Genomic DNA, 26,953 nt, shown 5'->3' with positions numbered 1-26,953 from the left:
TCACGGCGCACAACCGTTAATGGGAGGATTTTGCTTAAATCAATGGTTAATTGAAACGGGTTATCTGACCCTGAAAGAAACACCCACAACACCCATCCCTTTAGAGAAAGCAAACGTGGATTGGTCACAAACCAAAGCATGGGGAACCGGCGGTTATTATGGGCGAATTTTTTTGAATGTGGAAGGACGGGAACCCGAAGGCGTCATTTCGGTTGCTGACTATCATAGGGAACGGCAGCAACTCATGGACAAGCTAGAATCCCTCAAAGATCCCTGGGGAAATTCTCTCGGGGTAAAAGCCTATATTCCGCAAGAGATTTATCAGCGAGTGCGAGGCATCCCGCCTGATTTAATTGTCTATTTTCAGGATTTAGCCTGGCGGTCTCAAGGAACCGTTGGCGGAGACTCTCTCTATCGTTGGGAAAATGATACTGGGGCTGATGATGCCAATCATGCGCGATCGGGGATTATCATTTTTAATGATCCCAACACAGTCCAAGGCGGTCAGTCTATCGAACAAGCAGAAATCTATGATGTGTTACCGACATTGCTTAGTCATTATGGAGTCCCAATACCAGCCGGTTTAAGAGGAAAGGTCTTATCGATAGCCGATATTGATTGAGATCAATTGTAGAGTGGCAATGATTACAAATTAAGGGGATAATTTACTCCATTCTCTTTTAGTTAACCAAACATAGTACGGTTCAAACGCTGACTAACTATGTATTGTTTCTGATATCAATCAGCTTTAAATTCTCGTCTTAAGGGATGACAACAAAGCTATAAAGCAGACTGGAGAGTAGATACAGCCTTGAGACCTCTTTGAAAATCTAGGGATTTATGAGGTTTGAGAGCCATCAAACGATGAGCTAAATCTGACCAAATGGTTAAAGCTTGAAGATAGGCTAGGCAATTGAGTCCCATCCCTAAATAACTATGTCTTGGAATAGAACGTTGTTTTTCAGTTGGGCGACCAACATACTCAGTTGTCCTCAATTTTTTCACGAGTTCTCCCTGAAAATTAGCTAAAGTATAGGCGATTGTAATGAGCAGAATGAGCCCCATCAAACGAGGTTCATTAACTTTACTTTTCTCCAAGTTATAGCCTCGGGTTTTACAATCTCTAAACAAAGTTTCGATGCTCCATCGCCTAGCATATAAAGACAAAGTGAGCTTTTGAGTAGGAAGAGTGGTTAAAATATACCAAGGCTCTTTCTGCACTTTATTCCGATACTTGCGTCGCCAATAAATGGCTAAATTAAATCCTTTCACTTGATGAGATTTCGTCCAGATAATCTGTTCATGGAACTGAGACATTCCCGGTTTAATATCTAAATCTTTTAAGGGGGTAGAGACGGCTTGGTCATCAAGAAAACAAGTTCCTTTTTTTTGACGCAAAGCAAAGTCCACCTTCTTAGTCTCCAGCCACTTCCCCAGCTGAACACTATGAAATTCTCGGTCACCTAACACCAGAACCGGATAGGAATGTAACCATCGTAAGACCGGCCAAAGAACCTGTTTTTGTTGCCGAAAACTACTGTTTCCTTTTCTCTTTAAGAATTGCCAATAGATGGGGATAGCATGAGTTCCCCACGCTAAACTCAACATGATTAAATTTCGTTCTTGCCATTGAGTACGATCAATAATTAATAATAAGTATCCTTGATGAATTAGCTTCAGTTTTCGGGCTCTTCTTCTAAAAAATCGGTTCTGAGCTTGAGGGTAAAACTCTTGCTTTAACATCTGCTTGACTACAGGAAACCAGAGGAGCTTAGCACTCAGTTGAGGGAGATTCAAGAACCGTTGTCAGTTCCGAACTCGGCTCTTATATTTAATGGGTTGCGGAAACACTTCCGCTAAGCGAGATAAACTTACATTTCGATAACTTTGCAATAGTAAAACTAACAGTTCTAAGGTTAAGTACTGGCTGGCAGTTAAATGAGTTGAAAAGATTTTCTGGTACAGTGGAGGAAGCATATTTTTGCTGAGGTTGCTTGCGTGAGCAACCTTTTTTTTCGGAATAGGGATTGGCTAAAAAGCATATCATACCTTCGTTACATCTCCCTTGTCATCCCTTGAGTCACTCGATAATGAGGAAGAAGCAGTGAAAGGAAAAACAGAAATGAACATTCGAGTTGGCAATGGTTATGACATTCATCAACTGGGTCAAGATCATTCTTTAGTTATTGGTGGAGTCAAGATCAATCATTATTTAGGGTTGGTCGGACATAGTGATGCCGATGTCCTGACTCATGCCATTATGGATGCGATGTTAGGGGCGTTAAGTTTAGGCGATATTGGTCACTATTTTCCCCCCTCTGACTCCAAATGGGCCAATGCAGATAGTATTGAGTTACTAAAGGAAGTGAAAGGGCTGATTTCTAGACACGGCTGGTCAGTGGGGAATATTGATGCGGTTGTTGTTGCGGAAAAACCCAAGCTTAAACCTTATTTGAAAGCGATGCGCGATCGCGTTGCCCAAACACTTACCATTAATCTCGACCAAGTCAGCATCAAAGCCACAACCAACGAAAAAATGGATGCCGTGGGACGAGAGGAAGCCATTGCCAGTTATGTGGTTGTCTTGTTGGTGAGTCAGCAGTAAGCCCACCTGGCTCAGTGATAGAATAAACACAGTCCAACCTGCTATTTCTATGGCTACTCTGCACTCGACAACGATTCGCCGTTTACTCAAACTCCCTCAAACGAACGCGGTTTGGGAGGGAGACCGGAGAAACTTGCATTCTTTCAATGCAGAGGACAAAAATGATTTTGAGCATAAAGACTGCGTGATTTGGCTCGATAGTGCAGAAGGCATGGTGCGCGGGATGGAAATGGTGTCCCCTCAGGTGGGGATGGAAGCCATAGTGCGAACGTTATTACGAGCCATGGAAGTCCCGCAAGGGTATGGAAAAGCCTGTCGACCGCAAAAAGTTGTTGTGCGCGATCGCGAAATTCAATTCTTTCTGCGCGGTGTTTTACAAGAGTTAGATATCAAAATTGATTATCACGCTGAACTCCCCCTCATTGAAGCACTCTTTCAAGGCTTAGCGGAAACCAACGACGACCGCCCGCCCCTATTACCTAAATCTTACGAGCAATCGCTCCTCAAAACTGCTCAAGAAATTTGGCAGCATCCCCCTTGGGACTTTTTAGATGATAGCGAAATCATTACCATTGCCTTTCCCAACTGGGACATTGACCCACTTTATGTCTCTGTGATGGGGATGTTAGGCGCTGAATACGGCATCTTGCTTTATCGTGCCTTTGACTCCCTCAAAACCTTTCGCTCGCAAATGTTTCAAGGAGAGTCGATGGAAGATCTCGAATCCGCCTTTCTCCAACAAGATTGTTGGTTTCTCAACTACGACCTCCCAGAAGAAGCAGAAGTCACTGAAGATCTAAGCATAATCCAACCCGAGCCTCATTTTGGTAGCGTTAATCCCTATGAAGGTTTACGTCCTTACTTCGGAGAAGATGAAGCTGCTGTTGTATATGTTGCGCTGAAAGCTTTGCAGCGATTCCTCAAAAACCATCAATCCGAACTTGAAACTGAATTTGCACGTAAAATTGAGAGTCAATATCAAGTTAAACTTCCAAGCAATCTTAAAAATCCGAAATCAGTTGCTGTTACCGTTGCGACCAACCCCGACTTGGAAACGGAATTGATTGATTTACTCGATGCAGAGGAAACCGAAGCTTTCAATACTGCTGAAGAAGCGCAATTTTCTTCCCCGGTTAAAGAAGATTTAGTTCCTAAAGACTCGTTTCTCAGTATTGGTATGATTTCTTGGGATCTGATTGCGCAGATGCGAAACAATGAAAAACAGCTTTACCAATCTCTCGGCATCTCAGAAAAAGGGGAAGGAATGCCGATTATTCTGATCCAAACCTCTCGCCCTAAAGCGAAAGCAATGATTGATCAGATTCAGCATTCTGGCGGGCTGCTGGGGATTGGCTTTAATGCAGGAGAAGATCCAATCACCGATACTGTCTATGACTTGGGAATTGTGCAAACCGGTAACGGTGAACTCTACTTATTTGGAGAATTTGATGAAAATGACCCCACTCATTTTAATGCCCGTCAACAGTGGGAAAAACGGTGTCAACAAACCAAAGGCTATTGCGGTTTAATTATTGCGAGAGGCTTGAAAGGGGCTTCGAGCGGACAACCTCAACTCCGAGATATGATGGCACTGTTTGAAGCGAAAGCGCTCTCAGCAGAAGAGTTAGGGCTAGGAGTTTTACAGTTAATCGAATAACCGTTGGACTGAAATCTCTACTTCAGGAAACGCAACTGGATGAATTATTCCTGTGGTTAAAGTCATCTCAACCGTATAATCGCCAGCTGTCGGTTCACGAAACACTTTCAACGCTTCATGTTGTAAATCTCGGACCCAGTATTCTCTAACTCCCGCAGCAGCATACGTTTTCCGTTTTACCGTGAGGTCTTTTTCTAAGCTGGTGTTAGAAAACTCAATCAACCAAAAGATATTTTCTGGATAGGGATGATATTGCAGGTATTCTCGCCCTAGAGGTTCAACAATGGCTAAATCGGGTTCAGGTTCAGAATCACTATTGATAATAGTAATGGGTTTTCCTTCTCGAATCGTTGCTTGATTTCCTAAGAGTTGTGTTAGATACTCTTTGGTCGCAGTGCAATAATAAGCATGAGGTTCTCCCTCTGGGGACATTTCAACAATTTCTCCGTTTAAAAGTTCAACTCGACGCTCATCGAGCAAGCCGACTTCAATCATGCGTTGATACTCATCAAGCGTCCACTTGGCAATAGTTAGACTCATCGCCCTTGCTCCTAGATTTCTAATTGACTATTTCTATCTTATGCCCCTTCGATAGCCATCAAGAGGGAGATTGCCAGGAAAATTCTTTGATGGGAAAGGCATTTTATCAGTAGAGTTAAGAGTGGGGAGTACAGCTAATAGAATAAGCGTTCAACAGAAACAATGACATCAGGAAAGGCAACGGGACTAATTTTGCCCACGGTCAAGGTCATTTCAGACGTATAATCGCCAGCAGTGGGGTCACGAAACACTTTTAATTGTTCATGTTGTAAATCTCTGACCCAGTACTCCTTAATTCCGGCGGTCGCATACGTTTTCCGTTTAGTCGTGAGGTCTTTCTCCAAGCTGGTGTTAGAAAACTCAATCAACCAAAAGATATTTTCCGGATAGGGATGATGTTGCAAGTATTCTCGTCCCAAAGGGGCAACAATCGCTAAATCCGGTTCGGGTTCAGAATTATTCTGAGGGATGATAATCGGTGCAGCTTCTCGGATTACAGCACGACCTTCTAGAAGTCGGGTTAAGTAATCTTTCGTTTCCATCCGGTAATAAGCATGAGGTTCACCCTCTGGGGACATTTCAACAATTTCTCCGTTTAAAAGTTCAACCCGACGCTCATCGAGCAAGCCGACTTCAATCATGCGTTGATACTCATCAAGCGTCCACTTGGCAAGAGTTAGACCCATCCCGGTTTACCTCAGATTTCGGATCGACTCTTTCTATCTTAAAATGCCAAAAGGGGGATTTCAGATCCATCAGGAATTAAGGAAATATCAAGCAGCAAATGATCAATCATCAGGTAGAACCAGCTTTACTGGTGTTAGAAGACGGAACAGTATTTCGAGGGAAATCCTTTGGTGCGAAAGGAACAACGGTCGGTGAAGTGGTATTTAATACGGGGATGACCGGTTATCAGGAAGTCTTAACCGATCCCAGCTATCAGGGACAAATTATTACCTTTACTTATCCAGAATTAGGCAATACTGGGGTCAATCCAGATGATGAAGAGTCTGATCAGCCTCATGTCCGGGGCGTAATTGCCCGTAATGTTTGTTATTTTCCCAGCAATTGGCGATCGCGCGCTTCTCTCCCCGATTACCTCAAGCAACATAACATTCCTGGCATCTATGGCATTGACACCCGCGCCCTGACCCGCATTTTACGCTCTTCTGGAGCAATGAACGGGGCAATTTCTAGCGAAATTCTCGATGAGCAAGAACTCTTAAAACAGGTAGCAGCCGCCCCCGCCATGCTGGGCTTAAACCTCGTTAACGAAGTCACCACCAAAAACGTTTACGAATGGTCGGATCCCACAGCAGAAAGTTGGGAATTTCGCCCTGTGATGGCAGCAGATGACCCCACCCCGCTGACGGTAGTCGCCATTGATTTTGGGATTAAACGCAATATTTTACGTCGTCTGGCGAGTTATGGCTGTCGGGTCATTGTCGTTCCTGCCCATACGCCGCCCGAAGCAATTGATCAATATCATCCCGATGGCATTTTTCTCTCCAACGGACCGGGAGATCCGGCGGCAGTAACCGAAGGAATTGAAACCACAAAAGCCCTATTAAAAGCCGGAAAACCCATGTTTGGCATTTGCATGGGACACCAAATTCTCGGACTTTCCCTGGGGGCAGAAACATTTAAGCTCAAATTCGGACATCGCGGACTCAATCAACCGGCAGGGTTACAACAAAAGGTCGAAATTACCAGCCAAAATCATGGCTTTGCGGTTACTGAAGATTCATTACAAGCCGATGTCGAAATTACACATCTTAACTTAAATGACCGCACCGTCGCGGGATTACGGCATAAAACCCTACCCATTTTTTCCGTACAATATCATCCCGAAGCCAGCCCGGGTCCTCACGATGCCGATTATTTATTTGCCCAATTTGTGGCATCAATGCGGGAACATCGGCAACAAACAGCAACAACCCATCTGTGAGAGGATTAAAGCCGAAAAATGTGCTAATATACACTATCTGTTAAAGGTTAGTTCTTCGAGCTAACTTTTATTGTCTATTTTGTTCAAGCTCATGATTGGTTAAAAACTAAGGAGGATATTATTCCTGAACCACTCAACTTAACCGTTAGTTTGCGCGGAACGCGGGAAATTCAAGAGAACTGCCAGATTTTTCGTTTAACTGGCTTACTCGATGCGTTTTCCGAACCGACCTTTGGGAAAGTAATTGCCAAGTATATTGAGGAAGGACCGAAAAACATTATTTTGGTGCTTTCGCAAATTGATTTTGTCGATAGTTCTGGTTTGGGCGCTTTGGTTCAGCTTGCCAAAAAAGCTCAAACCGAAGGAGGGACTCTACAAATTGTTACCAATGCTCGGGTAACACAAACCGTCAAACTGGTTCGTTTAGAAAAGTTCCTTTCTTTACAACCGAGTCTCGAAGCTGCTTTGGAGTCTTTGCAATAAATTAACTTTGCTTTTCTTGTCATTACACTCAACCCGAGGACAAATTTGACACCGCAAACTCATCAACCCAATGATTCTGATTCCGAAGTGGAATTTTTTTCCGTAGTAGGGGGATTGGACGAATTACCCCCTCTCGAACAGATTTCCCCAGCAGGACTCGCTTATATTGGCGATGCCGTTTATGAGTTGTATGTGCGTCTCTATTATTTGTTACCGCAAAAACAGATTTCTCAATATCATCAATTGGTAGTGTCAGAAGTGCGAGCAGAAAATCAAGCGCAACAGCTAGAGGCGTTACTTCCTTTTTTAACTCCATCAGAACTGGAGATTGTCAAGCGAGGACGAAATGCCGCTGCGAAACGTCCCCGTCGGCTCTCTGCTAAAATTTATCAACAAGCAACCAGTTTAGAAACCCTCGTCGGATATCTTTTTTTAAGCGATCGCGATCGTTTACAATCGCTCCTGTTATCGTTACAAGAGAGGCAAACCTCTGATAACTTTTAACGAGCCACAACGCCATTATCAGTCCTGAAATTAAAATGAGTGAAAAACCCCGAAAGGGCAAACCCAAAACTAGGAAAGGAAAGCCTTTTCCTGCTTCAAGTCGTCCCAAGATTAAGCAACCTCAAACGCCTCAAGCGCCAGAAAATGATGCCGAAAACGATGATTTAATTTATGGTCGTCATTCTGTGCAAGCCGCTTTAGAAGGAGATCGTCAACTGAATCGGATTTGGATTACTCCCAAACTCCGTTACAGCACGACCTTTAATTCCTTATTACAAACGGCAAAAAAAGAAGGAAGCATTATTGATGAGGTGGGAATCGAGCGTTTAAATCAAATTACTCGCGGGGCAAACCACCAAGGGGTGGCGGCACAAGTTGCCCCCTATCCCTATTTAGATCTATCAGAGTTGATTGAAAAAGCCCGCTCAATTACGGATCAACCGATGATTATTGCCGCCGAGGGGATTACAGATCCTCAGAATTTAGGGTCAATTATTCGCACAGCAGAGGCACTGGGGGCGCAAGGAGTCGTGATTCCCCAACGACGCGCCGTGGGGATTACGTCCACAGTAATGAAAGTTGCAGCAGGGGCATTAGAATACTTGCCTGTCGCCCGGGTGGTGAATTTTTCTCGGGCTTTAGAAGAATTAAAAAAAGCTGGGTTTTGGGTTTATGGGACAGTGGCTGAAGGCGGAAAATTGATTGCTCAAGCGAGTTTTGATGAATCAGTGGTTCTGGTTGTCGGCGGAGAAGCCCAAGGGTTGAGTCTGTTAACGCAACGTCATTGTGATGAGCTGGTTTCCATTCCGTTGCTGGGAAAAACCGAAAGTTTAAATGCGCATATTGCTTGCGCGATCGCGCTGTATGAAGTGTCTCATCGTCGCCAAAAAAAACGCTTGAATCTTTCGCAAGAGGCTGGTAAAAATTAAAACCAACTCACACAATTAAATACAGTAGAATTATTTGAGCTCGCTTAAATTGCGTTATAAAACATGGAAGAACTCATCCTATCAATCCTGGAATTTTTCGGCAAAGCCTGGTGGGTAGAGATTAAAACGAAATCTCCCAAGTGTACCTACTATTTTGGTCCCTTTGTGAGAAAGCGGAGTGCCGAGCAAGCCAAGCCAGGTTATGTGGAAGATTTACAGGGCGAAGAGGCACTCATTACTTCTGTAGACATTAAACGCTGTCAGCCCACTATCCTGACGGATTATGAAGAAAAAGAGGAAGCCAACGATGAGGATGAGTCAAGTAACGAGAAATTTCCTAGTTTGAGTGCTCATCACTCTCAGTCTTTTCACGAGTAATGGCAACTGTAATTTTCCCAGAGAAATGGGGAATGGGAGGGGCGGGTTTAGTCAGTTCTACCCCTACCTGTTGGACGAGATCAAGTTCTAAAATAGATTGCGCGATCGCGTGGGCAAGTTTTTCAATTAAAGCAAATTTTTGGGTTTCAATGAGGTGTTTGACTTTCGCAATGGCGCTTCGGTAATCTAAAGTATCCGCGATCGCGTCACTCTCTCCCGCGGCAGCTAAATCAACACCTAGTGTCAAATTGACTTCAAACCATTGTCCCAACACTTGTTCTTCTGGTAAAAAACCAGTGTAACCATAGCAGCGGATATTCTCAATTTTGATTGTGTCCATAAACGCTTGCATTCCCACACTCAATTCGTATTTTAATATGAAATATAGAGATTTTCTGTTATCTGCTTAAATTATTAATTATCATTATAATGAGTATTGCTCGAACCATTTGTCTTGGTTTTATTGCTGTTATTTTAGTTGGCACTCTTTTATTACTTTTACCATTTACCACTGCGGATGGGACTTGGAATCATCCGGTTACTGCTTTATTCACTGCTACTTCTGCGGTTTGTGTGACCGGGTTAGCGGTTGTCGATACCGGAACTTACTTTTCTTTTTGGGGACAATTGGTCATTTTATTATTGATTCAAGTAGGAGGTTTAGGTTATATGACCACCAACACCTTCCTTTTATTTTTGATTCGGAAAAAATTTGACTTCCGACAAAAAGTAGCAATTCAAGAATCTTTTGATCGTCCATTTCTTTTAGGTAGTACTAATCTATTAATGTCCATTGTTGCGACAACAATTCTGTTTGAACTCACAGGCTTTTTTTTCCTCCTGCCTTTATTTGCGGAAGAAGCGAATCCGGTTTGGCTAGCTTTGTTTCATAGTATCAGTGCTTGGAATAATGCTGGATTTAGTTTATTTAGCAATAGCTTAATGGACTATCGTTCTTCTCTGCTTGCTAATATTGTTATTCCCGTATTAGTGATTTTTGGTGGCTTAGGATATCAAGCCGTATTTGAAATTTTTATTTGGTTACGACAACAATTCAAGCAAATAATATTTGGTAAAAATACAGAAGCATTTAGCTTTTCTCTGAATTCAAAGATTGTTACGAATACAACAATTATTTTACTTGTCTTTAGTACCGTTGCCTTTTTCTTCACTGATTTTAGTAATAATAATATTTTTGGTTACTTTTCCTTCAAAGAACGTTTACTAGGGGCTTGGTTTCAAGCAGTCACTACCCGTACAGCAGGGTTTAATACCGTTCCCATTGAAGCGATGACCGATGCTGGCTTATTTATTACCATTGCTTTTATGGTAATTGGTGCCAGCCCTAGTGGCACCGGTGGGGGGCTAAAAACGACAACCTTACGAATTCTAATTAATTCTACAATCTCGACCTTACAAGGAAAAACAGATGTTATTATTTACAAACGCCGCGTGCCGGTTAACTTAATTTTAAAAGCCTTAGGCGTGTTATGTGCATCTGTCACTTTATTGAGTATTGTTACTGCTTTAATTGCTATTACCGACCCCGAACTCAGCTTTATTCAAATTTTATTTGAAGTCTGTTCTGCCTTTGCTACCGTTGGGCTTTCCACTGGCATTACCGGGAGTTTATCAGCTTTAGGAAAGCTGATTATTGTAGTAACGATGTATATTGGAAGAGTCGGGGTTTTAATTGTTATTAATACGCTGGTGCGAGAATCTCGACCCAGTGCCATTCAGTATCCCGAAGAAAATCTCTTAGTTGGGTAAAGTTAAGTGATAATTTATGATATGTTATTGTTAATTTAATGACTAATTAAATTAATCAAGAATGCCCCCTCATTAATGATCACGTTGTGGATATTAGAGCGTCTTTGAAAATATTCAACCAGCTTCGCCATCAACCCAAAGAATTTGCAGTAATTGGTTTAGGACGTTTTGGTCAAGCCGTTTGTGGAGAATTGCGGAAATTAGGCTGTGAGGTTTTAGGCAGCGATCGCGATGAAAAATTAGTTAATCAAGTTTTAACCGATAAAATTGTTTCTCACGCCATTGAATTAGATGCAACCGAACCAGCAGCTCTAAAAGAAGCAGGAATTTTTGAGTTTGAAGTGGTGATTATTGCCATTGGCGACTATGTGCAAGAAAGTATTATCACCACCCTCAATGTCAAAGAAAATGGGGTGAAATACGTGGTTGCTAAAGCTTCCTCTCATATTCATGGCAAATTGCTAAAACGAGTCGGGGCAGATCGGGTGGTGTTTCCCGAACGAGATGCGGGATACGATTTAGCCCATGCCCTTGCCCAACCGGCAATTTTAGAGAAGTTTGAACTGGATCCTGAACATAGTATTGTTGATATCCAAATTCCGAAAGTCTTTGATGGACGAACCTTAGCGGAGTTGGAATTGAGAAATCGTTATGGGTTGAATGTGATTGCAGTGAAGTATGGGGAAAAATTTGAAATTAATCCTACCCCCAATTACCGATTAATTAAAGGATCGCAAATGATCGTTGTTGGGTCGAACCAGGATATTAAACGTTTACCCACTGACTCTAACCAGCAGCACATCCAATCCGATGAAGCGGGGGAATTGGAGCAAGGCATATAATGATGATTAGTCATTAGTCATTAGTCATTAGTCATTAGTCATTGGGAAATTAATGATCACCCTACTTCCCCAACTCCCTCTCCATCTTTAGAATGACCAGAATAAGGATCAAGCAAAAGATTGTTTGTCAACCCCTGTCAAGAACTTCTCAGAAACGTTAACATAAATTAATATACCGAGAAGCAATAATGGCGCGTTCATATTCTCCATCCATAATAAGGAAATAGAGTCGCACCTCATACAGTCTTACCTTGGAGGTTAAGCGTGAATAACAAAAATAATAATAATAAAAAATGGCGCAATGCAGGGCTATATGCACTACTGGCAATTGTAGTGATTGCTCTGGCCACTGCGTTCTTGGATCAAGAGCCACAAACTCAAGCCACGTGGCGCTATAGTGAATTTGTGAATCGGGTGGAAAACGGTAACGTGGAAAGTGTCCGCCTCAACAGCGAGCGGTCCAAAGCGATTGCAACGGCACAAGATGGACAACAAGTCCAGGTTAACTTACCGAATGATCCGCAATTGATCGACATTCTGACCGAAAATAATGTTGATATTTCGGTACAGCCAGAAAATGATGATGGCTTCCTATTCCGCGCTCTCAGCAGCCTCTTCTTCCCCATTCTCTTGTTAGTGGGATTATTCTTCTTACTGCGTCGGGCGCAAGGCGGCCCGGGTTCACAAGCGATGAACTTTGGGAAATCCAAAGCAAAAGTGCAAATGGAACCGCAAACCAATGTCACCTTTAATGACGTAGCAGGAATTGAACAAGCCAAATTAGAGTTAACTGAGTTGGTGGACTTCCTGAAAAATGCAGAACGCTTCACCGATGTTGGTGCAAAAATTCCCAAAGGTGCATTGTTAGTCGGTCCTCCAGGAACGGGTAAAACCCTTTTAGCCCGTGCTGTTGCTGGAGAAGCAGGCGTTCCTTTCTTCTCCATCTCCGGTTCTGAATTCGTCGAAATGTTTGTCGGTGTTGGTGCGTCTCGCGTTCGCGACTTGTTTGAACAAGCGAAATCGAATGCCCCTTGCATCATCTTCATTGATGAGATTGATGCCGTTGGTCGTCAGCGTGGTGCTGGCTTAGGCGGTGGTAACGATGAACGGGAACAAACCCTCAACCAGTTACTCACCGAAATGGATGGTTTTGAAAGTAATACGGGCATTATCATTATTGCTGCGACAAACCGTCCTGATGTGTTAGACCAAGCGCTAATGCGTCCGGGTCGTTTCGACCGTCAAATTGTGGTGGATCGCCCTGACTATGCAGGACGTTTGGAAATTATGCAAGTCCATGCCCGTGGCAAAACCTTAGCCAAAGATGTGGACTTAGAAAAAATTGCTCGTCGCACCCCTGGCTTCACCGGTGCAGACTTAGAAAACTTGCTGAACGAAGCGGCAATTTTAGCTGCCCGTCGTAACCTCACAGAAATTTCCATGGATGAGGTGAATGACGCCATTGATCGCGTTCTCGCCGGTCCGGAGAAGAAAGACCGCGTAATGAGCGAAAAACGCAAAGCATTAGTAGCTTATCACGAAGCGGGTCACGCCTTAGTCGGTGCGTTAATGCCTGATTATGACCCAGTCCAGAAAATTAGCATTATCCCCCGTGGGGCTGCCGGTGGTTTAACCTGGTTTACGCCCAGTGAAGAACGCTTAGACTCTGGACTCTATTCCCGTTCTTACCTGCAAAACCAAATGGCAGTTGCCTTAGGGGGTCGCATCGCTGAAGAAATCATCTTTGGTGATGATGAAGTGACCACTGGTGCTTCCAATGACTTACAGCAAGTCGCGCGAGTTGCCCGCCAAATGGTGACTAGCCTGGGTATGAGTGATCGATTAGGTCCGGTTGCCCTCGGTCGCCAAAATGGTAACGTCTTTATGGGACGAGATATTGCCTCTGATCGCGATTTCTCTGATGAAACAGCAGCAGCGATTGATGAGGAAGTTCGCAACCTGGTTGAACAAGCCTATCGTCGTTGCAAAGATGTTCTGGTGTCTAACCGTCACATCTTGGATGAGTTGGCACAAGCCTTAATTGAGCGTGAAACCGTTGATGCTGAAGAATTACAACGGATGCTCAATGAAAATGAAGTGAAAATGGCAACAATTGCGTAATTTTCTCTCCAATTAAAAAGGAAAGCGGTCATCTCAATCGGTGACCGCTTTTTTGATCCCAGTTCTGTCGGGGATTAATCTTGCCAAGACACTTGTAAAGTACTGGGTTGTCCCCAGTTTCCTTCGACCTTTACTCCCCGTCCGTTGCTATGGAGATGGCGAATAATTTTATAGATGGCTTCTACTTTCTCCTGGGCATTCACTTTTTGCGCAATGTCTGACAAAGCAAGGGGATGGCTTTCTGCTTTCAACACGGCAACGACATTACGCTGTAACTCCAAGATGGAAGCGGCTGCCTTTTTCCCGGCTTCGACGCCCGGTTGGTGATAAGCATTGACATTGACCAAAGAAGCGTATAAACCAACTGCGCGTTCATACAAGGCGATTAATGCTCCCACAGTACGCGGTGTCACTTCATCAACCGTAATTGTAATCGAGTCCCGATGATTATCATAAAGCGCAAGGAGGGTTCCTTGTAGTAAACCAGAGAGAAAATCGCCTGAAGTTGCGCCCGCTTCCACTTCTGGGGAAGTCCCTTCCCGGTCTTTTAAAACTTCAATAAAGGTGGCAAAAAAGTTCGGTACCCCTTCTCGTAACTGTTGGACATAAGCGTGTTGGTCGGTTGTCCCTTTATTGCCATAAACCGCAATCCCTTGATAAACGGTATTGCCGTCTAAATCTTTCTCTTTCCCTAGCGACTCCATGACTAACTGTTGCAAGTAGCGAGAAAAGAGGCTGAGGCTGTCTTTGTAGGGAAGAACAACCATATCTTTTTCCCCTTTGCCATTCCCTGCTGCGTACCACGCTAGACTTAATAGTGCAGCCGGGTTGGCCTTGAGTTCTGGTTTGCGAGTGAGGTTATCCATGGCTTTTGCCCCTTCCAACATGGCATCAATATCAATGCTTTGCAAGGCGGCGGGCACTAATCCGACGGCAGACATTTCAGATGTCCGTCCCCCGACCCAATCGTGCATCGGGAAAGTCGTCACCCAACCTTCCGTTTTTGCCATTTGTTCCAATTTTGAGCCTTTGCCCGTAATCGCAACCGCATGAGAACCAAAATCAAGGTTTTGCGCTGCGTAAGCCTGTTTGACTTCCACCATTCCATTGCGGGTTTCTGGGGTTCCCCCAGACTTGGAAATCACTAAAACCAGCGTCGTCGAAAGTCGATCGCGCACTTGTTCTAAAAGATGATCCATCCCGGCAGGGTCGGTATTATCAATAAAATGGAGATTGAGCGGGGCAGCTAACGGCGCGAGGGCTTGGGCAACAAACTGCGGTCCCAAGGCTGACCCACCAATGCCAATGGAAAGGACATCCGTAAAGCGGGTTTCTTGCGGGGGATGAATATAACCGCTGTGAACCTGTGCTGCAAACGTTTTCACCTGTTCTAGAGTATTGGTGATTTCTGCTTTGAGTTCGGCATTGGGGGCCAGATCCGGGTAACGTAACCAATAGTGACCGACCATGCGGTCTTCATCGGGATTCGCGATCGCGCCGGCTTCTAAATCGGCCATATCCTGAAACGCTTTTTGAAATTTCGGTTGCATTTCTTCCACAATCTGATCGGAAAAGCGCATCCGACTAATATCCAGATAAAAGTTTAAGTCTGGGTCATAATAGAGCCAGTCTTGATAGCGTTGCCAAAGTTGGACGTTATCCATAATTCCTCTTCTATATTCGTTCTCTCACAATCGTTAGTTTAGGACAATACCTATGCCAACTGATAACGCTGTTTTTCCACGGCTGGTAAGCTGGAAACACCCGTTGTCCAAATGCCCATTTTTAAAGGTTCAACAAAAATGGGATCCACCCCTTCTTCAGCTAGGGTTTCCGTCCAAGTTTCATAGTCATACTCGACGCACTGAAGATTAAGATTAACTGTGTTTCCAGATAAGTCTAGTAGGGCATAATGAACCGCTGGATCGCCATCATGATCAGGTTTTCCGACAACGCCACAGTTTACCGCAAAGGGTCCATCCTTGAGATAAGCTTCAAAGACAAGGATATTGCCATAAATGCCCCCAAAAGCAGCAACTTTTTGCGTGCTTGCGCGATCGTATTCTGCGTGTTTCATCCTCAAAATTGCATATGGTTCGGTCTTCATCCTACTTTGGCTTCAGTGTAAAATTCTGATTGCTGTACACTTTTGCCCAATCAACTTAATGTTAACTACAAATGACCCTAACCTGATCACTGCTATGAACTTGCATCAATTTGAGTTTGGGCTGAAATCAGCCAGTAAAAATAATTAATTTCACATCTTGAAATTTTCAAGCCACTGCAAACCAAGCTTATAGAGGTTTACTATGGGTAAATAACTTTGAAAGATTATTATCTTGAAGAGAAATTGATTCAGAGGAAATAGAGAGTAACCTTTTATGCCCAATTTGTCATTAATTTCCTTAGGAAACCCCCCTTTTTTTCTGAGTTTAGTCGGTTTATTTTTAACCGGAATTGGATTTCTTCTCTCAATTATTTAAAGCGGGGTCTTGGCGCGATCGCGCACTACCTCATTCTTAAAAATGTCAGAATTACATACTTGTTAGCCAAGATAAGCAGGAAGGCAGAATTAATTGCCTACTTAAATAGAACTAATATATGCTGATAAACAAGAGATAGAAAAGAAAATTCTTAGGTAAAAAATGCACTGGAAACTATTAGTTTTGCGGATGTGGAAAAATGGTTCGCGGAAGTTTTTGGACAATCGATGCTTTCAAAGAGAAAAACTTCATTTTCAGTCAAGATTGACGACAAAGAAGCTGTATGAACTTTTATCCTTCAAAAAGACACAGAGTCAACAGTCTAGTGCAGCCTGGCGAAAATAGTTGACCAGTTAGCGAATGCTCGAAGCATTGATTTTGGTTCAACTTTAGTGGTCAGTTACTTCTACCGCGCTGCACTAGGCTTTAGCTGAACATGGAGCAACCGTTCCCAATCAACTCAAACAACCCACGGCTACTCCGACTCTGTGTAGGATTTTCCAGTGTTTTCAATCGGTTCACGGGTCATCCTTTCATCCTGTCACTTCCTGATTCCTTAACCGAGTCGCGCGAGTCTTTCCTTTAAGATGGACTGTTGTTTTTCCGCTTCCGCTAAGGCGTCTTTTGCCCCTTGTACGACTTCATCGGGGGCTTTGTTGACAAAGTTCTCGTTATTCAAGCGACCTTGCAAGGATTTGACTTCTCCTTCTACTTTGCTGAGATTTTTCTCTAACTTACTCCGCAAAACTTCTACATCCACGACACCGGCTAAGGGAATTAAAACTTGGATTGTTCCTACAACTCCTGCCATCACCTGCTGTTGATCTTCAGTTAACGCCGAAGTAACGATTAATTCCTCCACCTTGGCTAAATCACGGATATATTTTTCAGCATTACTCAGAATATCTCGTTCTTTTTCACTCTCACTTTGCACAATGACATTCACTTTCATCCCCGGTTTAATTCCGGCTTCCGCCCGTAAATTGCGAATCGTGCGAATTGTGGCAAAGGTTAGTTCAAATTTTTGTTCCAATTGGGGATTAATCAGGGTATTCTGGGCTGCGATCGCGCCGCCATGACCCAAGGTGTCACCCAGAAGTGCTTCTTTTTTTTCCTGAAACACTTTTTGGAAAGTTTCTCGTTTCTGTTGGGTTAGCAGATAGCGATAGATAAACCATCCGGTGTAACCCACGCCCACCAATTTCAAGAAGCTGGGAATGAGCGGGAACTGTTCTAAGGTCAGAATAAAAGCAAACACCAGGGTGAAGATAAATACCCCGAGAACCGCAATCCCGACTCGAGTTAAGAGAGATGGCGTCAACTGTTTGGGGAAGATTTCAATTTGGGTTTGGATCTGTTCCCAAAGCGTTTTGCTTTCTCCTGTCGCTGTGGTTTGTGAGGTGCGACCTTGAACTAACTCATCCACTGCTGGATAAGGTTGTAAGGCTAAGGTTGGGTCAGACCGTTCCGTAAGTGTATGCCAGATTTCTTCTGTGACATGAGGCATAAAAGGATGCAAGAGTTTTAAGATTCCTTCCAGGACATAACCCAGGGTTTGTTGGGCAACGAGGCGCGATTCTGGATTATTTTTATCGTTCAGGCGTGATTTTGTCAGTTCGATATACCAGTCGCAAAAATCCCCCCAAATAAAGTCATACAAGCCTTGCGCCGCTTCTCCTAAGCCATAACTTTCGATGTCCTGGCGGGTGGCTTTCGTAATTTGGTTAAACCGAGACAGCATCCAGCGATCGCTGTCTTCTAATTTCTCTAGATCCGGGCTTCCCAACTGTTCCGGGGTTTTCCCATCCAGATTCATAAAAACAAATCGCGAGGCGTTCCAGAGTTTATTGGCAAAGTTACGGGAGGCTTCCACCGAACTCGATTCATCGGTTTCCCGGTTGTATTGGAGACTAATGTCTTGTCCGGCGCCGGTGACTTCTCGGATCAGCGTATAACGGAGGGCGTCCGCGCCGTATTTGCGAATCAGAAACAGGGGATCAATGCCATTCCCTGCCGATTTTGACATTTTCTTGCCATTTTCATCCCGTACTAAGCCATGAATATAGACATCCCGAAACGGCATTTTGCCAGTGAAATGTCCCGACATCATCGTCATTCTTGCCACCCAGAAGAAGATAATATCAAAGCCGGTAACGAGAGTCGTGTTGGGGAAATAGGTTTTGAAATCTTCCGTTTCTTCTGGCCATCCTAACGTGGAAAAGGGCCATAACCCAGAAGAAAACCAGGTATCAAGGGCATCTGCATCTTGTTGTAACTCAATGTTGTTGCCATATTGCGCGATCGCGCGTGCTTTGGCTTCTGCTTCACTATGGGCAACAATAAACGGCGTTTCATCGGTAATCTGTCCCTCGGTTTCGCTAATCACATACCAAGCGGGAATTTGGTGTCCCCACCACAGTTGTCGGGAAATGCACCAGTCTTTTAATTTCACCAACCAGTCGCGATAGACTTTCTTCCAGCGTTGAGGCACAAAATAAGGGGAATTGTCTTGATCAAGACACGCGAGTGCCTTTTTCGCCAGCGGTTCAATTTTGACAAACCATTGCGTAGAGATTAAGGGTTCAATGGGAACTTTACCGCGATCGCTGTAAGGGAGGGTCGAAACATAATCTTCCACTTTCACCAAACAGCCCTCTTCTTCTAACCGCTTCACGACATTTTTCCGCGCTTCAAAGCGATCTTGCCCGACAAACTCACCGCCATTTTCATTAATCGTTCCATCTTCATTCATCACCGTGATAAAGGGGAGATTGTGACGTTCTCCCATGGCAAAGTCATTGGGATCGTGGGCGGGAGTAATTTTCACACAGCCGGTACCAAAGGAGGAATCTACATACTCATCGGCAATAATCGGGATTTCCCGTCCCAGCAAGGGTAACGTCACGGTTTTCCCAATTAGGTGCTGATAGCGTTCATCATTAGGATTCACCGCCACTGCTGTATCTCCTAACATGGTTTCCGGACGCGTGGTTGCGACTTCAATTGCCCCACTGCCATCACGCAAGGGATAACGAAACTGCCAGAGATACCCCTGTACTTCTTTGTTTTCCACTTCCAGGTCGGAAATTGCAGAACGAGAGGCGGGACACCAATTCACCATGTATTTCCCACGATAAATCAGCCCTTCTTCGTACAACTTGACGAACGCCGTGCGCACTGCTGCCGATAGCCCATCATCCATAGTGAAGCGTTCTCGCGACCAATCCGCAGATAAGCCTAAGCGTTCCAACTGATTGACAATGCTACCACCAGACTCCTGTCGCCACTGCCAAGCCCGTTCTAAAAACTTCTCTCGTCCAATATCGAAGCGGGTTAACCCTTCTTCTTTCAGTTGCTTGTCGATAATCGCTTGGACGGCAATACTGGCATGATCGGTTCCAGGAAGACAGAGGGTATTATCACCTCGCATCCGATGGTATCGCACCAACACATCAATCAATGCGGTATTAAACGCATGTCCCATGTGGAGGCTTCCCGTGACATTGGGGGGTGGAATAACAATACAAAAGGGTTTGCCGCCCTTTTCGGGATGGGCTTTAAATACGCCTTGATCCGCCCAAAACTGTTGCCATTTTGCTTCCGTTGTTGAAGGATCATATTGACTTGGCAATGTCGTCTCAGTCATGGTCGCTTTCCTTAGCAATGTGAAATGATTTGCAAAACAGTATTGATTGAGGCTACCCCAGCTTGGGGGAAGAAAAATTTAACAATTGAAGCGGATCACACTTATAAATTACTTTAATGCGCTTGCTGTCACAAGAGATGTTAAAACCTTTTCCAAGATATCAGTTATTAAGTTTACAGGTTAACACCCCTTTGCGCGATCGCTGAACCCCAAAATTAGAGAGAAAGGGGAATTATTGTTCCCAAAATCTTGCCGTTAATAATGTCTCTACCGCTGTGGGAAAAGGAGAGACTTCTGGAAACGTCACATGAGGATAATCTTCTTGTATTGCTTGTCTTGCATCTTTATAAGAATCGCTAAAAATATCTAAAATAAATTGTTTCAGACTCGGAGATTCTTTGAGCTCATATTTTAATTCCCGGCGAAAATTTCGGATTTCAATTTCCCAAGCGCGATAACATTCAGGACTAACGACGTAACAGCGTTTTAAAAGATGTTCCACTAAATAACTGCGTACCGCCTTACGTTGAGGTTTTCCCAACTCCTCGATTTCCTCAATCAAATGTTCCCAGTCTAGATGCTGTGTTTCTCTAGCTTTTAGCTGATCAACTGTCTCCTTAATCCAAAGCGCAAAATCTTGGTCGTAAAGTTGTTTGTGTTGCGTTGATGTCATCTGATTTTCGGTTTTAATGTGCGGGTAAAGTCGCGCGATCGCTGCAAAACCTTTCCTGTTGTCCCCTTTCTATTGATAACGGGTCACTGTTGAACAATATCAGCAAGCGCGGGTTTGACCGTCGGATATTGATAAGTAAATCCTTGTTCTTGAGTCCGTTTAGGAAGGACTTTTTGCCCTTCGAGAACCGCTTGGGCTGCTTCTCCTAACAAGAGTTTCAAAGCAAATTCGGGAACCGGCAACCAAGAGGGACGATTCATCACCTCTCCCAACTTCTCACATAATTCTGACATCCGCACTGGATTGGGGGCAGTGGCGTTATAGGTGCCTTGATACTCAGGGGTATGAATTGCCGTTTCAATCAAGTTGACTAAATCATCAATATGAATCCAGGAAAACCACTGTTTGCCAGTTCCTATAGGACCCCCCGCAAAGAGACGAAATGGGGTTAACATTTTTCCTAATGCACCCCCTTCACCTAGAACAATGCCAAACCGAAGGATGACTAAACGGGTTCCTGTATTTTCCACTTCCTTCGCCGTTGCTTCCCATTTTTGGCACACTGAAGCGAGGAAATCATCCCCAGAACTGCTGTTTTCATCAAAGGTTACAGTTTCACTGATGCCATAATATCCTACAGCAGAGGCATTAACGAGAACTTGCGGTTGGGTTTCCGCTTGCTGAATGGCTTCGACAAGGTATTTGGTAGTTTTAATCCGCGAATCAAGAATTTCCTGTTTCCGTTCCGGTGTCCACGGTTGATCGGCAATGCCGGCACCCGCCAGATTCACCACTGCTTCAGAAGACGCAATTTTATCTTGCCATGAGCCCGGTTGCATGGGATCATAGCTAAAAATTTCCACTTTCGGAAAGAATTTTTTCGGAAAAACCTGTTCTCCTCGTTCTTTATTGCGCGTAAATACGACGATGCTATGTCCAGCATCTGCTAATTTTTGCACCAGCCGTGTCCCGACAAAGCCAGTGCCACCGGTAATTGCAATTTTCATAAAAAGGTAAATTTAAATTAATGTCTTTATCTCGGTCAAAACCATTATTATAGCGTTTTACCCCCTTGATTTAATCCAGCAGGAGACTGATCGCTGTATTGTCTGTATCTAGCAATTTTGGGAAAAGTTAAACGCTACGGACTCACTACTTCACCCATAATTCGATTCCAGTTGCCAACCTTTCTTCCTTCAGTCTTCGGAAAAGTTTCATTGAGTTATACCGTATATGTGCGGTGGTCACAAGTATTTGTTAATGCTAAAACGGTTACTATAGTAGCTTCAGTGTAATTAATAGTTAGGTGGCTTTAATTCTAGGATGGGATGGTGGTTTTATAATCTGGGTAGTTGAATTGCTCATAAACCAAGTCTTTAAAAAATTTGTTTCTATCATTGAACCTAGCACTAAACTTTGAGCAGTATTAGCAGTAGTTTTATGCCTAAAAGAATTAGTGAGATTTTTGGGGTTACTGAGGACGATCTAAAACAAGAGGGTGTGTTTAATGGTTTTATAGATCTTGACTCGAAATTCTATGTTGATCCACATCTGCTTAAAAGCACAAAAGTTCTAGAGCTTAAAAACTCATATCTAAATTTCAAAACCCATTTTTCGGAAATCGTTCATCTCTTAAAGAAAACAAAACATTCTGATGATAGGTTCTTTCGTGCTGCTCATAAAAAATTAATATTTCCAGAACTTCCACTTGTATCTTTAGGTTACTCTACAGAGAGTACTTCAGGTAGTGGCATTGGCTCAAGGATCGCATTAAATCTGACAAACACAGCCTGGGAAATCATACAAGCAGGCATAACCGACCCAGTCATTTTTGAACTAGTTGGACTTATTGAAGAAAATATTGGAGCTGATCGCATTAGCGATATGGCAATCCATATAATTTTGCCAGACCTGCTAAATTATTCGGAGCGAGTTGCAAGAAACCTTAATTTGAATACCTGTGAAGCAAAAGCGTGCGGAAAGGAATTTTTACTGCCAGCCATTCCTGGTAGTAATCGCCCTACAGTATTGATTCCTTATGAGATCTTAAATGATCTTCCTGTAGCAAATGGTTGGGATGATATTGATCGAGTTTGTGCTCATAACGAAGATTTGCGTAATCGCGTAAATGAAATCATTGGCGATTCTTGGAAGGATGAGGCGGGAAAAAGAAGGAGGATCACGAAGCGTGAGTTGAAGCACATCCTTCTTAATCATCCCGAAGTACTTCAAGATTTAGTAGAACAATATAAAAGAAATCCTCCGAAAAAATACGATTTCGACAAAGATCCATCAGGTCAACTGATTTGGCATGATATTGCAAGAGAATACGTTAATCTTTATCCACTTATATTAGGAATAAATAAAGTAACTCCTGAAAATATTCTTCAACTAGTTCTCAAGATATGTAGCCACTTTAAGGTTTTGGTTGAAGATAATGGATTGTCTGTGCATTTTTGGGATGAGTCGAGAAAGCTGCGGAATGAACGTTTTGCACAGTTACTGTTTTTTGGTATAGCCGATGCCTACTGCGGTGCTCATAATCTAGATTTAAATAGAGAACCTAATGCAGGACGGGGACCTGTCGACTTCAAAATTTCTAGTGGTTACGATGCGCGGGTCAATGTTGAGATAAAGTACACGTCAAATAAAAAAATGAGATTAGGCTATGAGAAACAACTACCCATATATGATGCTGCTGAAAAAACACAGTACAGTATTTTCCTGATTATCAAAACCACTGAATCTACCAAAGCATTAGACGAGCTAATTGAGTTTAGAAAAGCTCAAATGGCTACTGGCAAAAGGGCACCAGAAATTTTTGTTGTTGATGGGAGAGTTTTGCCCTCTGCAAGTAAAATCAAGTAACACTAGTAACTTAATTATATAGTTATCTTTCTAAACGTGAAGTACATAGCTAATCCGAGCAAATGATGAAAAAGCTCATTGCCCGATTAAGAGCAAGACCGATTGCAACCCTAGCTGTAGCGATAAGCTCTCTCATCTAGGTGTGAATCATGCTGATGCTAACTCACTTCACTAATCATCACTCTCGCTTATTGAGTGACTTTAACCCCATTAAGTGGTAATTCACCTTCGTCGAGCTCTTGCGCAAACGCTGGAATCAAATTTTTCATGTTGGTTTCATAAGCAGCTGGCCATAAGGTTTTCAGTCTTTCTCTGCCTTCCTCGTTGATATAAACCTCTCCTGACTTTTCCACCAGCAACATCGCGACGTGACCCCGATTTTCTGTCACAGTAAAAATGTAATCATCCTTATCTTGTTTCATCGATGATTTCAACTGGTCTAACACTGCCATCAATTCATGTTCGTAGAGGGCATACTCCATTTTGCCGTCATAAAGTAAGGCTTTCTTCAGTCGATTTGCAATCTTTTTTGCAGACATAACACTGTTTCCACTACATACACAAAGGCAGTAGCCTGTTGACATTGCTTTCCTAGTTTACATGAAGTAGTTTCAGTCACTTTTTCGACACTTTGATAACTACCTTGTCAATAAATCTTAAACCCTTGTACTTCTCGTTCCAACTCATCCTCCATCCATCTATAATTGATATCAGCTAGTTTAAAGTCAATAATCACAAATGTTAGCTATTGCCGATTTCCTTGCTTAAACCAGCCAAGTCAGTGACTTTTTCAGCAGACCATTGGTAGTGATGTCCAACTTTGTTTTTTTATGGACTCTTAGTTCATCTCTATTTTTTTTGATTCCAGCAATTATTTTTAGACTGGGTTCTTTAGAGTTTTTATTTCAATCGGTTGCCCTGGTAGTAAGTGCAGATTGGATTTTATTAGGTTTAGTGCAATGGCGACTATTACACTCAACTCTCGCTAATGCCTATACTTGGGGAATTGTTACTATCGTTAGCGGCATACTGGTCTCCGGTTTATGGCTAATCACTATCGGGTTGGGATATTTTATTTTTGGAATAACCGCTTTCAGTAATCAGAATTATTGGGGGATTAGATTTCTAGTATTTTTAGGAAATCTTCTGGTTTTCTTTGGCTTGGGGTACTTCTTGGGTTGGTTACAAATACAAGTGCTGAAACAATCAATCGCTTTCGATAGCACTCATTATTTCCCTTTAAATATGGGTTTGTATTGGCTATGGAATATTCCCCTATCGTTAATAGCTTCCATTGCGATAACCACTTCGATGGGACCATTTCATAAAAATATACTGTTTTATCTGTTAACCAGCTTGATCACCATTAGTTTGATAGTGATCAGTAATTTAAGTTACAGTTTAAAGCTAGAGCAAATATTAACAACTTGATACTCCACCACTATAGAATCGGAGCTTTAGCGAAAACAGAAATTCTTGGTTCATTGCCCAGATTTAAGCTTTAGTAATCCTAAATGAAACGAGAGAACCCACTCTATATCCAATCAAGGATTAACCTTTAATCTTCCTCTAAAATCATCTGGGACTGCTATAATACCCAAAAAACAGAAACGATTAATATGTATTAATTCTTAATCCTGGTCTTATCCTCACTCTATCTCCCTCTTTTTGAGAACTGGTTACTGTTGACTGTTAACGCCCTTGCGCATGCATGGTATTGATGATATCAGCACATTTTTGTGTGACGCTTTCTAAAACTTGACGCTTACTTGAAGCCGGGGGAGGCAAAGGTTCAGCAATGCGAGCTGTAATCAGTGGAAAGGGAGTGCCAGATTGTGGAATTTTTTCCGTTCCCCAGAGACTAACTGGTAGAATAGGCGCTTGTGCCTTGGCAGCAATCATTGCTGCCCCCAGTTTGGGTTGAGTAATCCGTCCATCAGGAGTCCGAGTGCCTTGGAGAAAAATACCTGCAGCCCATCCTTGTTCTAAAGTCTTGAGCGCTGCCCGAATCGCACTGCGATCTGCCTGCACTCGCTTCACCGGATAAGCCCCATAGAGAGAAATGGCTTGTTTCAAAACCGGAATTTCAAATAACTCTTCCTTTGCCATATACGCCACAGGGCGTCCAACGCAACAAGAAAGCAGCGGCGGATCGAATAAGCTAGCGTGATTACTGACAACCACTAATGCTCCCTTTTGAGGGACATTCTCTCGACCGTAGAGTTTACCTCGAAAGTAGAAGTTAAACATAGGACTCACTACCGACCATTTGAAGAGATGGTAGAGGATTAAGCTGGTAACGGGTTCTCGTTGTCGAGTGGAAGGAGTCATTAGAATTTATGATTGAGTGCTAGTAACTCTCTCGCAAGAGGCACGGCGCTCTCAGTAATGGCGAGAAGTGGATGGGTTGTAAGAGGCAAATCTGCGAGCTTCTAAGTTTATCAGCATTGCCCGGAATCAGAAAACTCTCGTTATCTTGTCAAACCACAGGCAACGAGAGTTACGTATCAATCTTATCGCATGGGGCATGACTGAATTAAGACATGAGACTGCAATTGATCGGGTGAGTCATTAAAAAGCGGATTGAACGCCTACTATCAATTGCCAATCTGTTTCTAATTGCGGTCCCTCTAAAGATTGATAAATGGGAAGTTCAAATTCTGCTGCAAAGCGACCTCCCGGTAAAAAGCCCTCGGGTAAATAGACATTCACGCCTAATCCTAAGTCTAAACGAGTTCCACCGCGTAAATCCGGGTCAGCAGTGGGAATAACATTCGGATTTAGTGCCGAATCAGCACCGTCATAATCTTCCCAAGTTTCACCATCTAACCGTAGAGAAACACTGACGGTTTCGTTTAAGCGACGAGCGAACCATCCCATGAGTTGATAGCGATTTCCCACCGTATAGTCGCGATCATTTTCGCCTAAACGTAAAACTGTGTTCGCTTGCGCTCCCCACGACCAATTATCCGTTTGACCCAAATAGGTAATACCAGGACGTAAATCGACTGTTCCCGAACCAATTTGCATCGGGTAAGGGAGAATGACATCCTCTCCAGCAGGAGTATCATCCCGTTCATCAATGGAACCCGTGGGCAGACTAAACCCGAGGTTGAGGTGAACACTCTGACGATTGTTATTGAAGAGTTGATACAATCCTGACAATTTAATATCGCCAATGCCACTAGAGTTGGTGGTAAAATCGTTTCCCATACGGGTCACATGGTCCATTTCTTTGATCACAAAGGGAACCATTGCCATCAGCGTGAGCTGAGCAGTAGGGGCATACATCGCACCCAGCATATGCATTTGCATGGTCATGTCTTCTGGTGAAACCATGAAATCTTCCAGTACCTCATCGGTACTCAAGTCATCAGTTCCATCGCGATTGCCATCCATAGACTTGACATACTCCCCCACTATAGCGTCAGCTTAGTGGGGGATTCTGGGAAATCAGTTACCTGACCTCCTATCCACTCAAACAACGAAAGTTGTTTAGGGTTGCT

Annotated in this window: 23 protein-coding genes and 2 pseudogenes; 13 read left to right on the top strand and 12 right to left on the bottom strand. The window is 43.3% G+C overall.

Going from position 1 to position 26,953, the window contains the following annotated elements:
* The coding region (locus tag GVY04_15135) for a phosphodiesterase (GenBank protein ID NBD17417.1) at positions 1–622 on the top strand (622 nt) is incomplete at its 5' end.
* Between the two features lie 158 nt (positions 623–780).
* Here the strand turns inward: GVY04_15135 and GVY04_15130 are convergent.
* Positions 781–1,977, bottom strand: a pseudogene (locus GVY04_15130) (IS4 family transposase).
* Positions 1,978–2,122: 145 nt separating this feature from the next.
* On the opposite strand from GVY04_15130, the gene GVY04_15125 reads away from it, so the two are divergent.
* Together GVY04_15125 and GVY04_15120 are read left to right on the top strand one after the other, a co-directional pair.
* Positions 2,123–2,605, top strand: coding sequence for a 2-C-methyl-D-erythritol 2,4-cyclodiphosphate synthase (locus tag GVY04_15125; protein NBD17416.1), 483 nt, complete (start codon positions 2,123–2,125; stop codon positions 2,603–2,605).
* 49 nt (positions 2,606–2,654) lie between these two features.
* Positions 2,655–4,262, top strand: a complete 1,608-nt coding sequence (locus GVY04_15120; GenBank protein NBD17415.1) for a hypothetical protein — start codon at positions 2,655–2,657, stop codon at positions 4,260–4,262.
* Here GVY04_15120 and GVY04_15115 read toward each other — a convergent pair.
* Entirely contained in the window at positions 4,251–4,802 is a 552-nt protein-coding gene (locus GVY04_15115) for a Uma2 family endonuclease (GenBank protein ID NBD17414.1), read from the bottom strand. The genes GVY04_15120 and GVY04_15115 overlap by 12 nt on opposite strands.
* 134 nt (positions 4,803–4,936) lie before the next feature.
* Positions 4,937–5,488, bottom strand: coding sequence for a Uma2 family endonuclease (locus tag GVY04_15110; GenBank protein ID NBD17413.1), 552 nt, complete (start codon positions 5,486–5,488; stop codon positions 4,937–4,939).
* A 98-nt stretch (positions 5,489–5,586) separates the two neighbouring features.
* Here GVY04_15110 and carA point away from each other — a divergent pair, with 98 nt between their 5' ends.
* The 5 genes from carA (at position 5,587) to GVY04_15085 (ending at position 9,044) form a co-directional block, all read left to right on the top strand.
* Entirely contained in the window at positions 5,587–6,750 is a 1,164-nt protein-coding gene (carA, locus tag GVY04_15105; protein NBD17412.1) for a glutamine-hydrolyzing carbamoyl-phosphate synthase small subunit, read from the top strand.
* A gap of 69 nt (positions 6,751–6,819) precedes the next feature.
* Positions 6,820–7,233: an anti-sigma factor antagonist gene (locus GVY04_15100; GenBank protein NBD17411.1), complete on the top strand. Its 414-nt coding sequence runs from the start codon at positions 6,820–6,822 to the stop codon at positions 7,231–7,233.
* A gap of 45 nt (positions 7,234–7,278) precedes the next feature.
* Positions 7,279–7,737, top strand: a complete 459-nt coding sequence (locus GVY04_15095; GenBank protein NBD17410.1) for a ribonuclease III — start codon at positions 7,279–7,281, stop codon at positions 7,735–7,737.
* A 35-nt stretch (positions 7,738–7,772) separates the two neighbouring features.
* Positions 7,773–8,666, top strand: a complete 894-nt coding sequence (rlmB, locus tag GVY04_15090) for a 23S rRNA (guanosine(2251)-2'-O)-methyltransferase RlmB (protein ID NBD17409.1) — start codon at positions 7,773–7,775, stop codon at positions 8,664–8,666.
* A gap of 63 nt (positions 8,667–8,729) precedes the next feature.
* Positions 8,730–9,044 carry a DUF1816 domain-containing protein gene (locus GVY04_15085; protein NBD17408.1) on the top strand — a complete coding sequence of 105 codons (315 nt, stop codon included), beginning with the start codon at positions 8,730–8,732 and terminating at the stop codon, positions 9,042–9,044.
* Here the strand turns inward: GVY04_15085 and folB are convergent.
* Positions 9,004–9,384: a dihydroneopterin aldolase gene (gene folB, locus GVY04_15080; protein NBD17407.1), complete on the bottom strand. Its 381-nt coding sequence runs from the start codon at positions 9,382–9,384 to the stop codon at positions 9,004–9,006. The genes GVY04_15085 and folB overlap by 41 nt on opposite strands.
* A gap of 89 nt (positions 9,385–9,473) precedes the next feature.
* Here folB and GVY04_15075 point away from each other — a divergent pair, with 89 nt between their 5' ends.
* From GVY04_15075 to hflB, 3 genes are all read left to right on the top strand, one after another.
* Entirely contained in the window at positions 9,474–10,814 is a 1,341-nt protein-coding gene (locus GVY04_15075; protein NBD17406.1) for an ATPase, read from the top strand.
* A gap of 86 nt (positions 10,815–10,900) precedes the next feature.
* A complete protein-coding gene (locus GVY04_15070; GenBank protein ID NBD17405.1) occupies positions 10,901–11,656 on the top strand; it encodes a TrkA family potassium uptake protein in 756 nt (251 codons plus the stop codon).
* Between the two features lie 264 nt (positions 11,657–11,920).
* Positions 11,921–13,777: an ATP-dependent zinc metalloprotease FtsH gene (gene hflB / locus GVY04_15065; protein NBD17404.1), complete on the top strand. Its 1,857-nt coding sequence runs from the start codon at positions 11,921–11,923 to the stop codon at positions 13,775–13,777.
* 74 nt (positions 13,778–13,851) lie between these two features.
* On the opposite strand, the gene GVY04_15060 is transcribed toward hflB, so the two are convergent.
* The 5 genes from GVY04_15060 to GVY04_15040 form a co-directional block, all read right to left on the bottom strand.
* Positions 13,852–15,441: a glucose-6-phosphate isomerase gene (locus tag GVY04_15060; protein ID NBD17403.1), complete on the bottom strand. Its 1,590-nt coding sequence runs from the start codon at positions 15,439–15,441 to the stop codon at positions 13,852–13,854.
* A gap of 50 nt (positions 15,442–15,491) precedes the next feature.
* Positions 15,492–15,854, bottom strand: coding sequence for a hypothetical protein (locus GVY04_15055; GenBank protein ID NBD17402.1), 363 nt, complete (start codon positions 15,852–15,854; stop codon positions 15,492–15,494).
* Between the two features lie 962 nt (positions 15,855–16,816).
* Positions 16,817–19,906 (bottom strand): valine--tRNA ligase, encoded by a 3,090-nt coding sequence (locus GVY04_15050; GenBank protein NBD17401.1) that lies wholly within the window; start codon positions 19,904–19,906, stop codon positions 16,817–16,819.
* A 232-nt stretch (positions 19,907–20,138) separates the two neighbouring features.
* The gene (locus GVY04_15045; protein NBD17400.1) at positions 20,139–20,579 is read right to left on the bottom strand and encodes a DUF29 family protein; all 441 of its coding nucleotides are present in this window, start codon (positions 20,577–20,579) and stop codon (positions 20,139–20,141) included.
* 83 nt (positions 20,580–20,662) lie between these two features.
* Positions 20,663–21,586, bottom strand: coding sequence for a TIGR01777 family protein (locus tag GVY04_15040; protein ID NBD17399.1), 924 nt, complete (start codon positions 21,584–21,586; stop codon positions 20,663–20,665).
* 433 nt (positions 21,587–22,019) lie between these two features.
* Between GVY04_15040 and GVY04_15035 the strand changes: the two genes are divergently transcribed.
* Positions 22,020–23,447 carry a hypothetical protein gene (locus GVY04_15035; protein NBD17398.1) on the top strand — a complete coding sequence of 476 codons (1,428 nt, stop codon included), beginning with the start codon at positions 22,020–22,022 and terminating at the stop codon, positions 23,445–23,447.
* Between the two features lie 188 nt (positions 23,448–23,635).
* On the opposite strand, the gene GVY04_15030 is transcribed toward GVY04_15035, so the two are convergent.
* On the bottom strand, positions 23,636–23,986 hold the full coding sequence (locus tag GVY04_15030) for a hypothetical protein (GenBank protein ID NBD17397.1): 351 nt from the start codon (positions 23,984–23,986) through the stop codon (positions 23,636–23,638).
* Between the two features lie 271 nt (positions 23,987–24,257).
* On the opposite strand from GVY04_15030, the gene GVY04_15025 reads away from it, so the two are divergent.
* On the top strand, positions 24,258–24,878 hold the full coding sequence (locus GVY04_15025; GenBank protein ID NBD17396.1) for a hypothetical protein: 621 nt from the start codon (positions 24,258–24,260) through the stop codon (positions 24,876–24,878).
* 261 nt (positions 24,879–25,139) lie between these two features.
* Here GVY04_15025 and GVY04_15020 read toward each other — a convergent pair whose 3' ends face one another.
* Both GVY04_15020 and GVY04_15015 read right to left on the bottom strand, forming a co-directional pair.
* On the bottom strand, positions 25,140–25,778 hold the full coding sequence (locus tag GVY04_15020) for a 1-acylglycerol-3-phosphate O-acyltransferase (GenBank protein NBD17395.1): 639 nt from the start codon (positions 25,776–25,778) through the stop codon (positions 25,140–25,142).
* Between the two features lie 240 nt (positions 25,779–26,018).
* Positions 26,019–26,849, bottom strand: a pseudogene (locus GVY04_15015) (transporter).
* Positions 26,850–26,953: the final 104 nt, after the last annotated feature.

This window comes from Cyanobacteria bacterium GSL.Bin1, from assembly GCA_009909085.1.
GTDB lineage: Bacteria > Cyanobacteriota > Cyanobacteriia > Cyanobacteriales > Rubidibacteraceae > Halothece.
Note: the sequence above shows the minus strand (reverse complement) of the source record. Positions and strands in the feature narration are given on the sequence as shown.

Excerpts from the sequence above, each read along its gene's own strand:
- GVY04_15055 (NBD17402.1), bottom strand. The coding sequence starts at position 15,854 with ATGAAACACGCAGAATACGATCGCGCAAGCACGCAAAAAGTTGCTGCT.
- GVY04_15075 (NBD17406.1), top strand. The coding sequence starts at position 9,474 with ATGAGTATTGCTCGAACCATTTGTCTTGGTTTTATTGCTGTTATTTTA.
- GVY04_15025 (NBD17396.1), top strand. The coding sequence starts at position 24,258 with ATGTCCAACTTTGTTTTTTTATGGACTCTTAGTTCATCTCTATTTTTT.
- folB (NBD17407.1), bottom strand. The coding sequence starts at position 9,384 with ATGGACACAATCAAAATTGAGAATATCCGCTGCTATGGTTACACTGGT.
- GVY04_15050 (NBD17401.1), bottom strand. The coding sequence starts at position 19,906 with ATGACTGAGACGACATTGCCAAGTCAATATGATCCTTCAACAACGGAA.
- GVY04_15085 (NBD17408.1), top strand. The coding sequence starts at position 8,730 with ATGGAAGAACTCATCCTATCAATCCTGGAATTTTTCGGCAAAGCCTGG.
- rlmB (NBD17409.1), top strand. The coding sequence starts at position 7,773 with ATGAGTGAAAAACCCCGAAAGGGCAAACCCAAAACTAGGAAAGGAAAG.
- GVY04_15035 (NBD17398.1), top strand. The coding sequence starts at position 22,020 with ATGCCTAAAAGAATTAGTGAGATTTTTGGGGTTACTGAGGACGATCTA.
- GVY04_15040 (NBD17399.1), bottom strand. The coding sequence starts at position 21,586 with ATGAAAATTGCAATTACCGGTGGCACTGGCTTTGTCGGGACACGGCTG.
- GVY04_15125 (NBD17416.1), top strand. The coding sequence starts at position 2,123 with ATGAACATTCGAGTTGGCAATGGTTATGACATTCATCAACTGGGTCAA.
- carA (NBD17412.1), top strand. The coding sequence starts at position 5,587 with ATGATCAATCATCAGGTAGAACCAGCTTTACTGGTGTTAGAAGACGGA.
- GVY04_15115 (NBD17414.1), bottom strand. The coding sequence starts at position 4,802 with ATGAGTCTAACTATTGCCAAGTGGACGCTTGATGAGTATCAACGCATG.
- GVY04_15045 (NBD17400.1), bottom strand. The coding sequence starts at position 20,579 with ATGACATCAACGCAACACAAACAACTTTACGACCAAGATTTTGCGCTT.
- GVY04_15030 (NBD17397.1), bottom strand. The coding sequence starts at position 23,986 with ATGTCTGCAAAAAAGATTGCAAATCGACTGAAGAAAGCCTTACTTTAT.
- GVY04_15020 (NBD17395.1), bottom strand. The coding sequence starts at position 25,778 with ATGACTCCTTCCACTCGACAACGAGAACCCGTTACCAGCTTAATCCTC.
- GVY04_15120 (NBD17415.1), top strand. The coding sequence starts at position 2,655 with ATGGCTACTCTGCACTCGACAACGATTCGCCGTTTACTCAAACTCCCT.
- GVY04_15060 (NBD17403.1), bottom strand. The coding sequence starts at position 15,441 with ATGGATAACGTCCAACTTTGGCAACGCTATCAAGACTGGCTCTATTAT.
- GVY04_15110 (NBD17413.1), bottom strand. The coding sequence starts at position 5,488 with ATGGGTCTAACTCTTGCCAAGTGGACGCTTGATGAGTATCAACGCATG.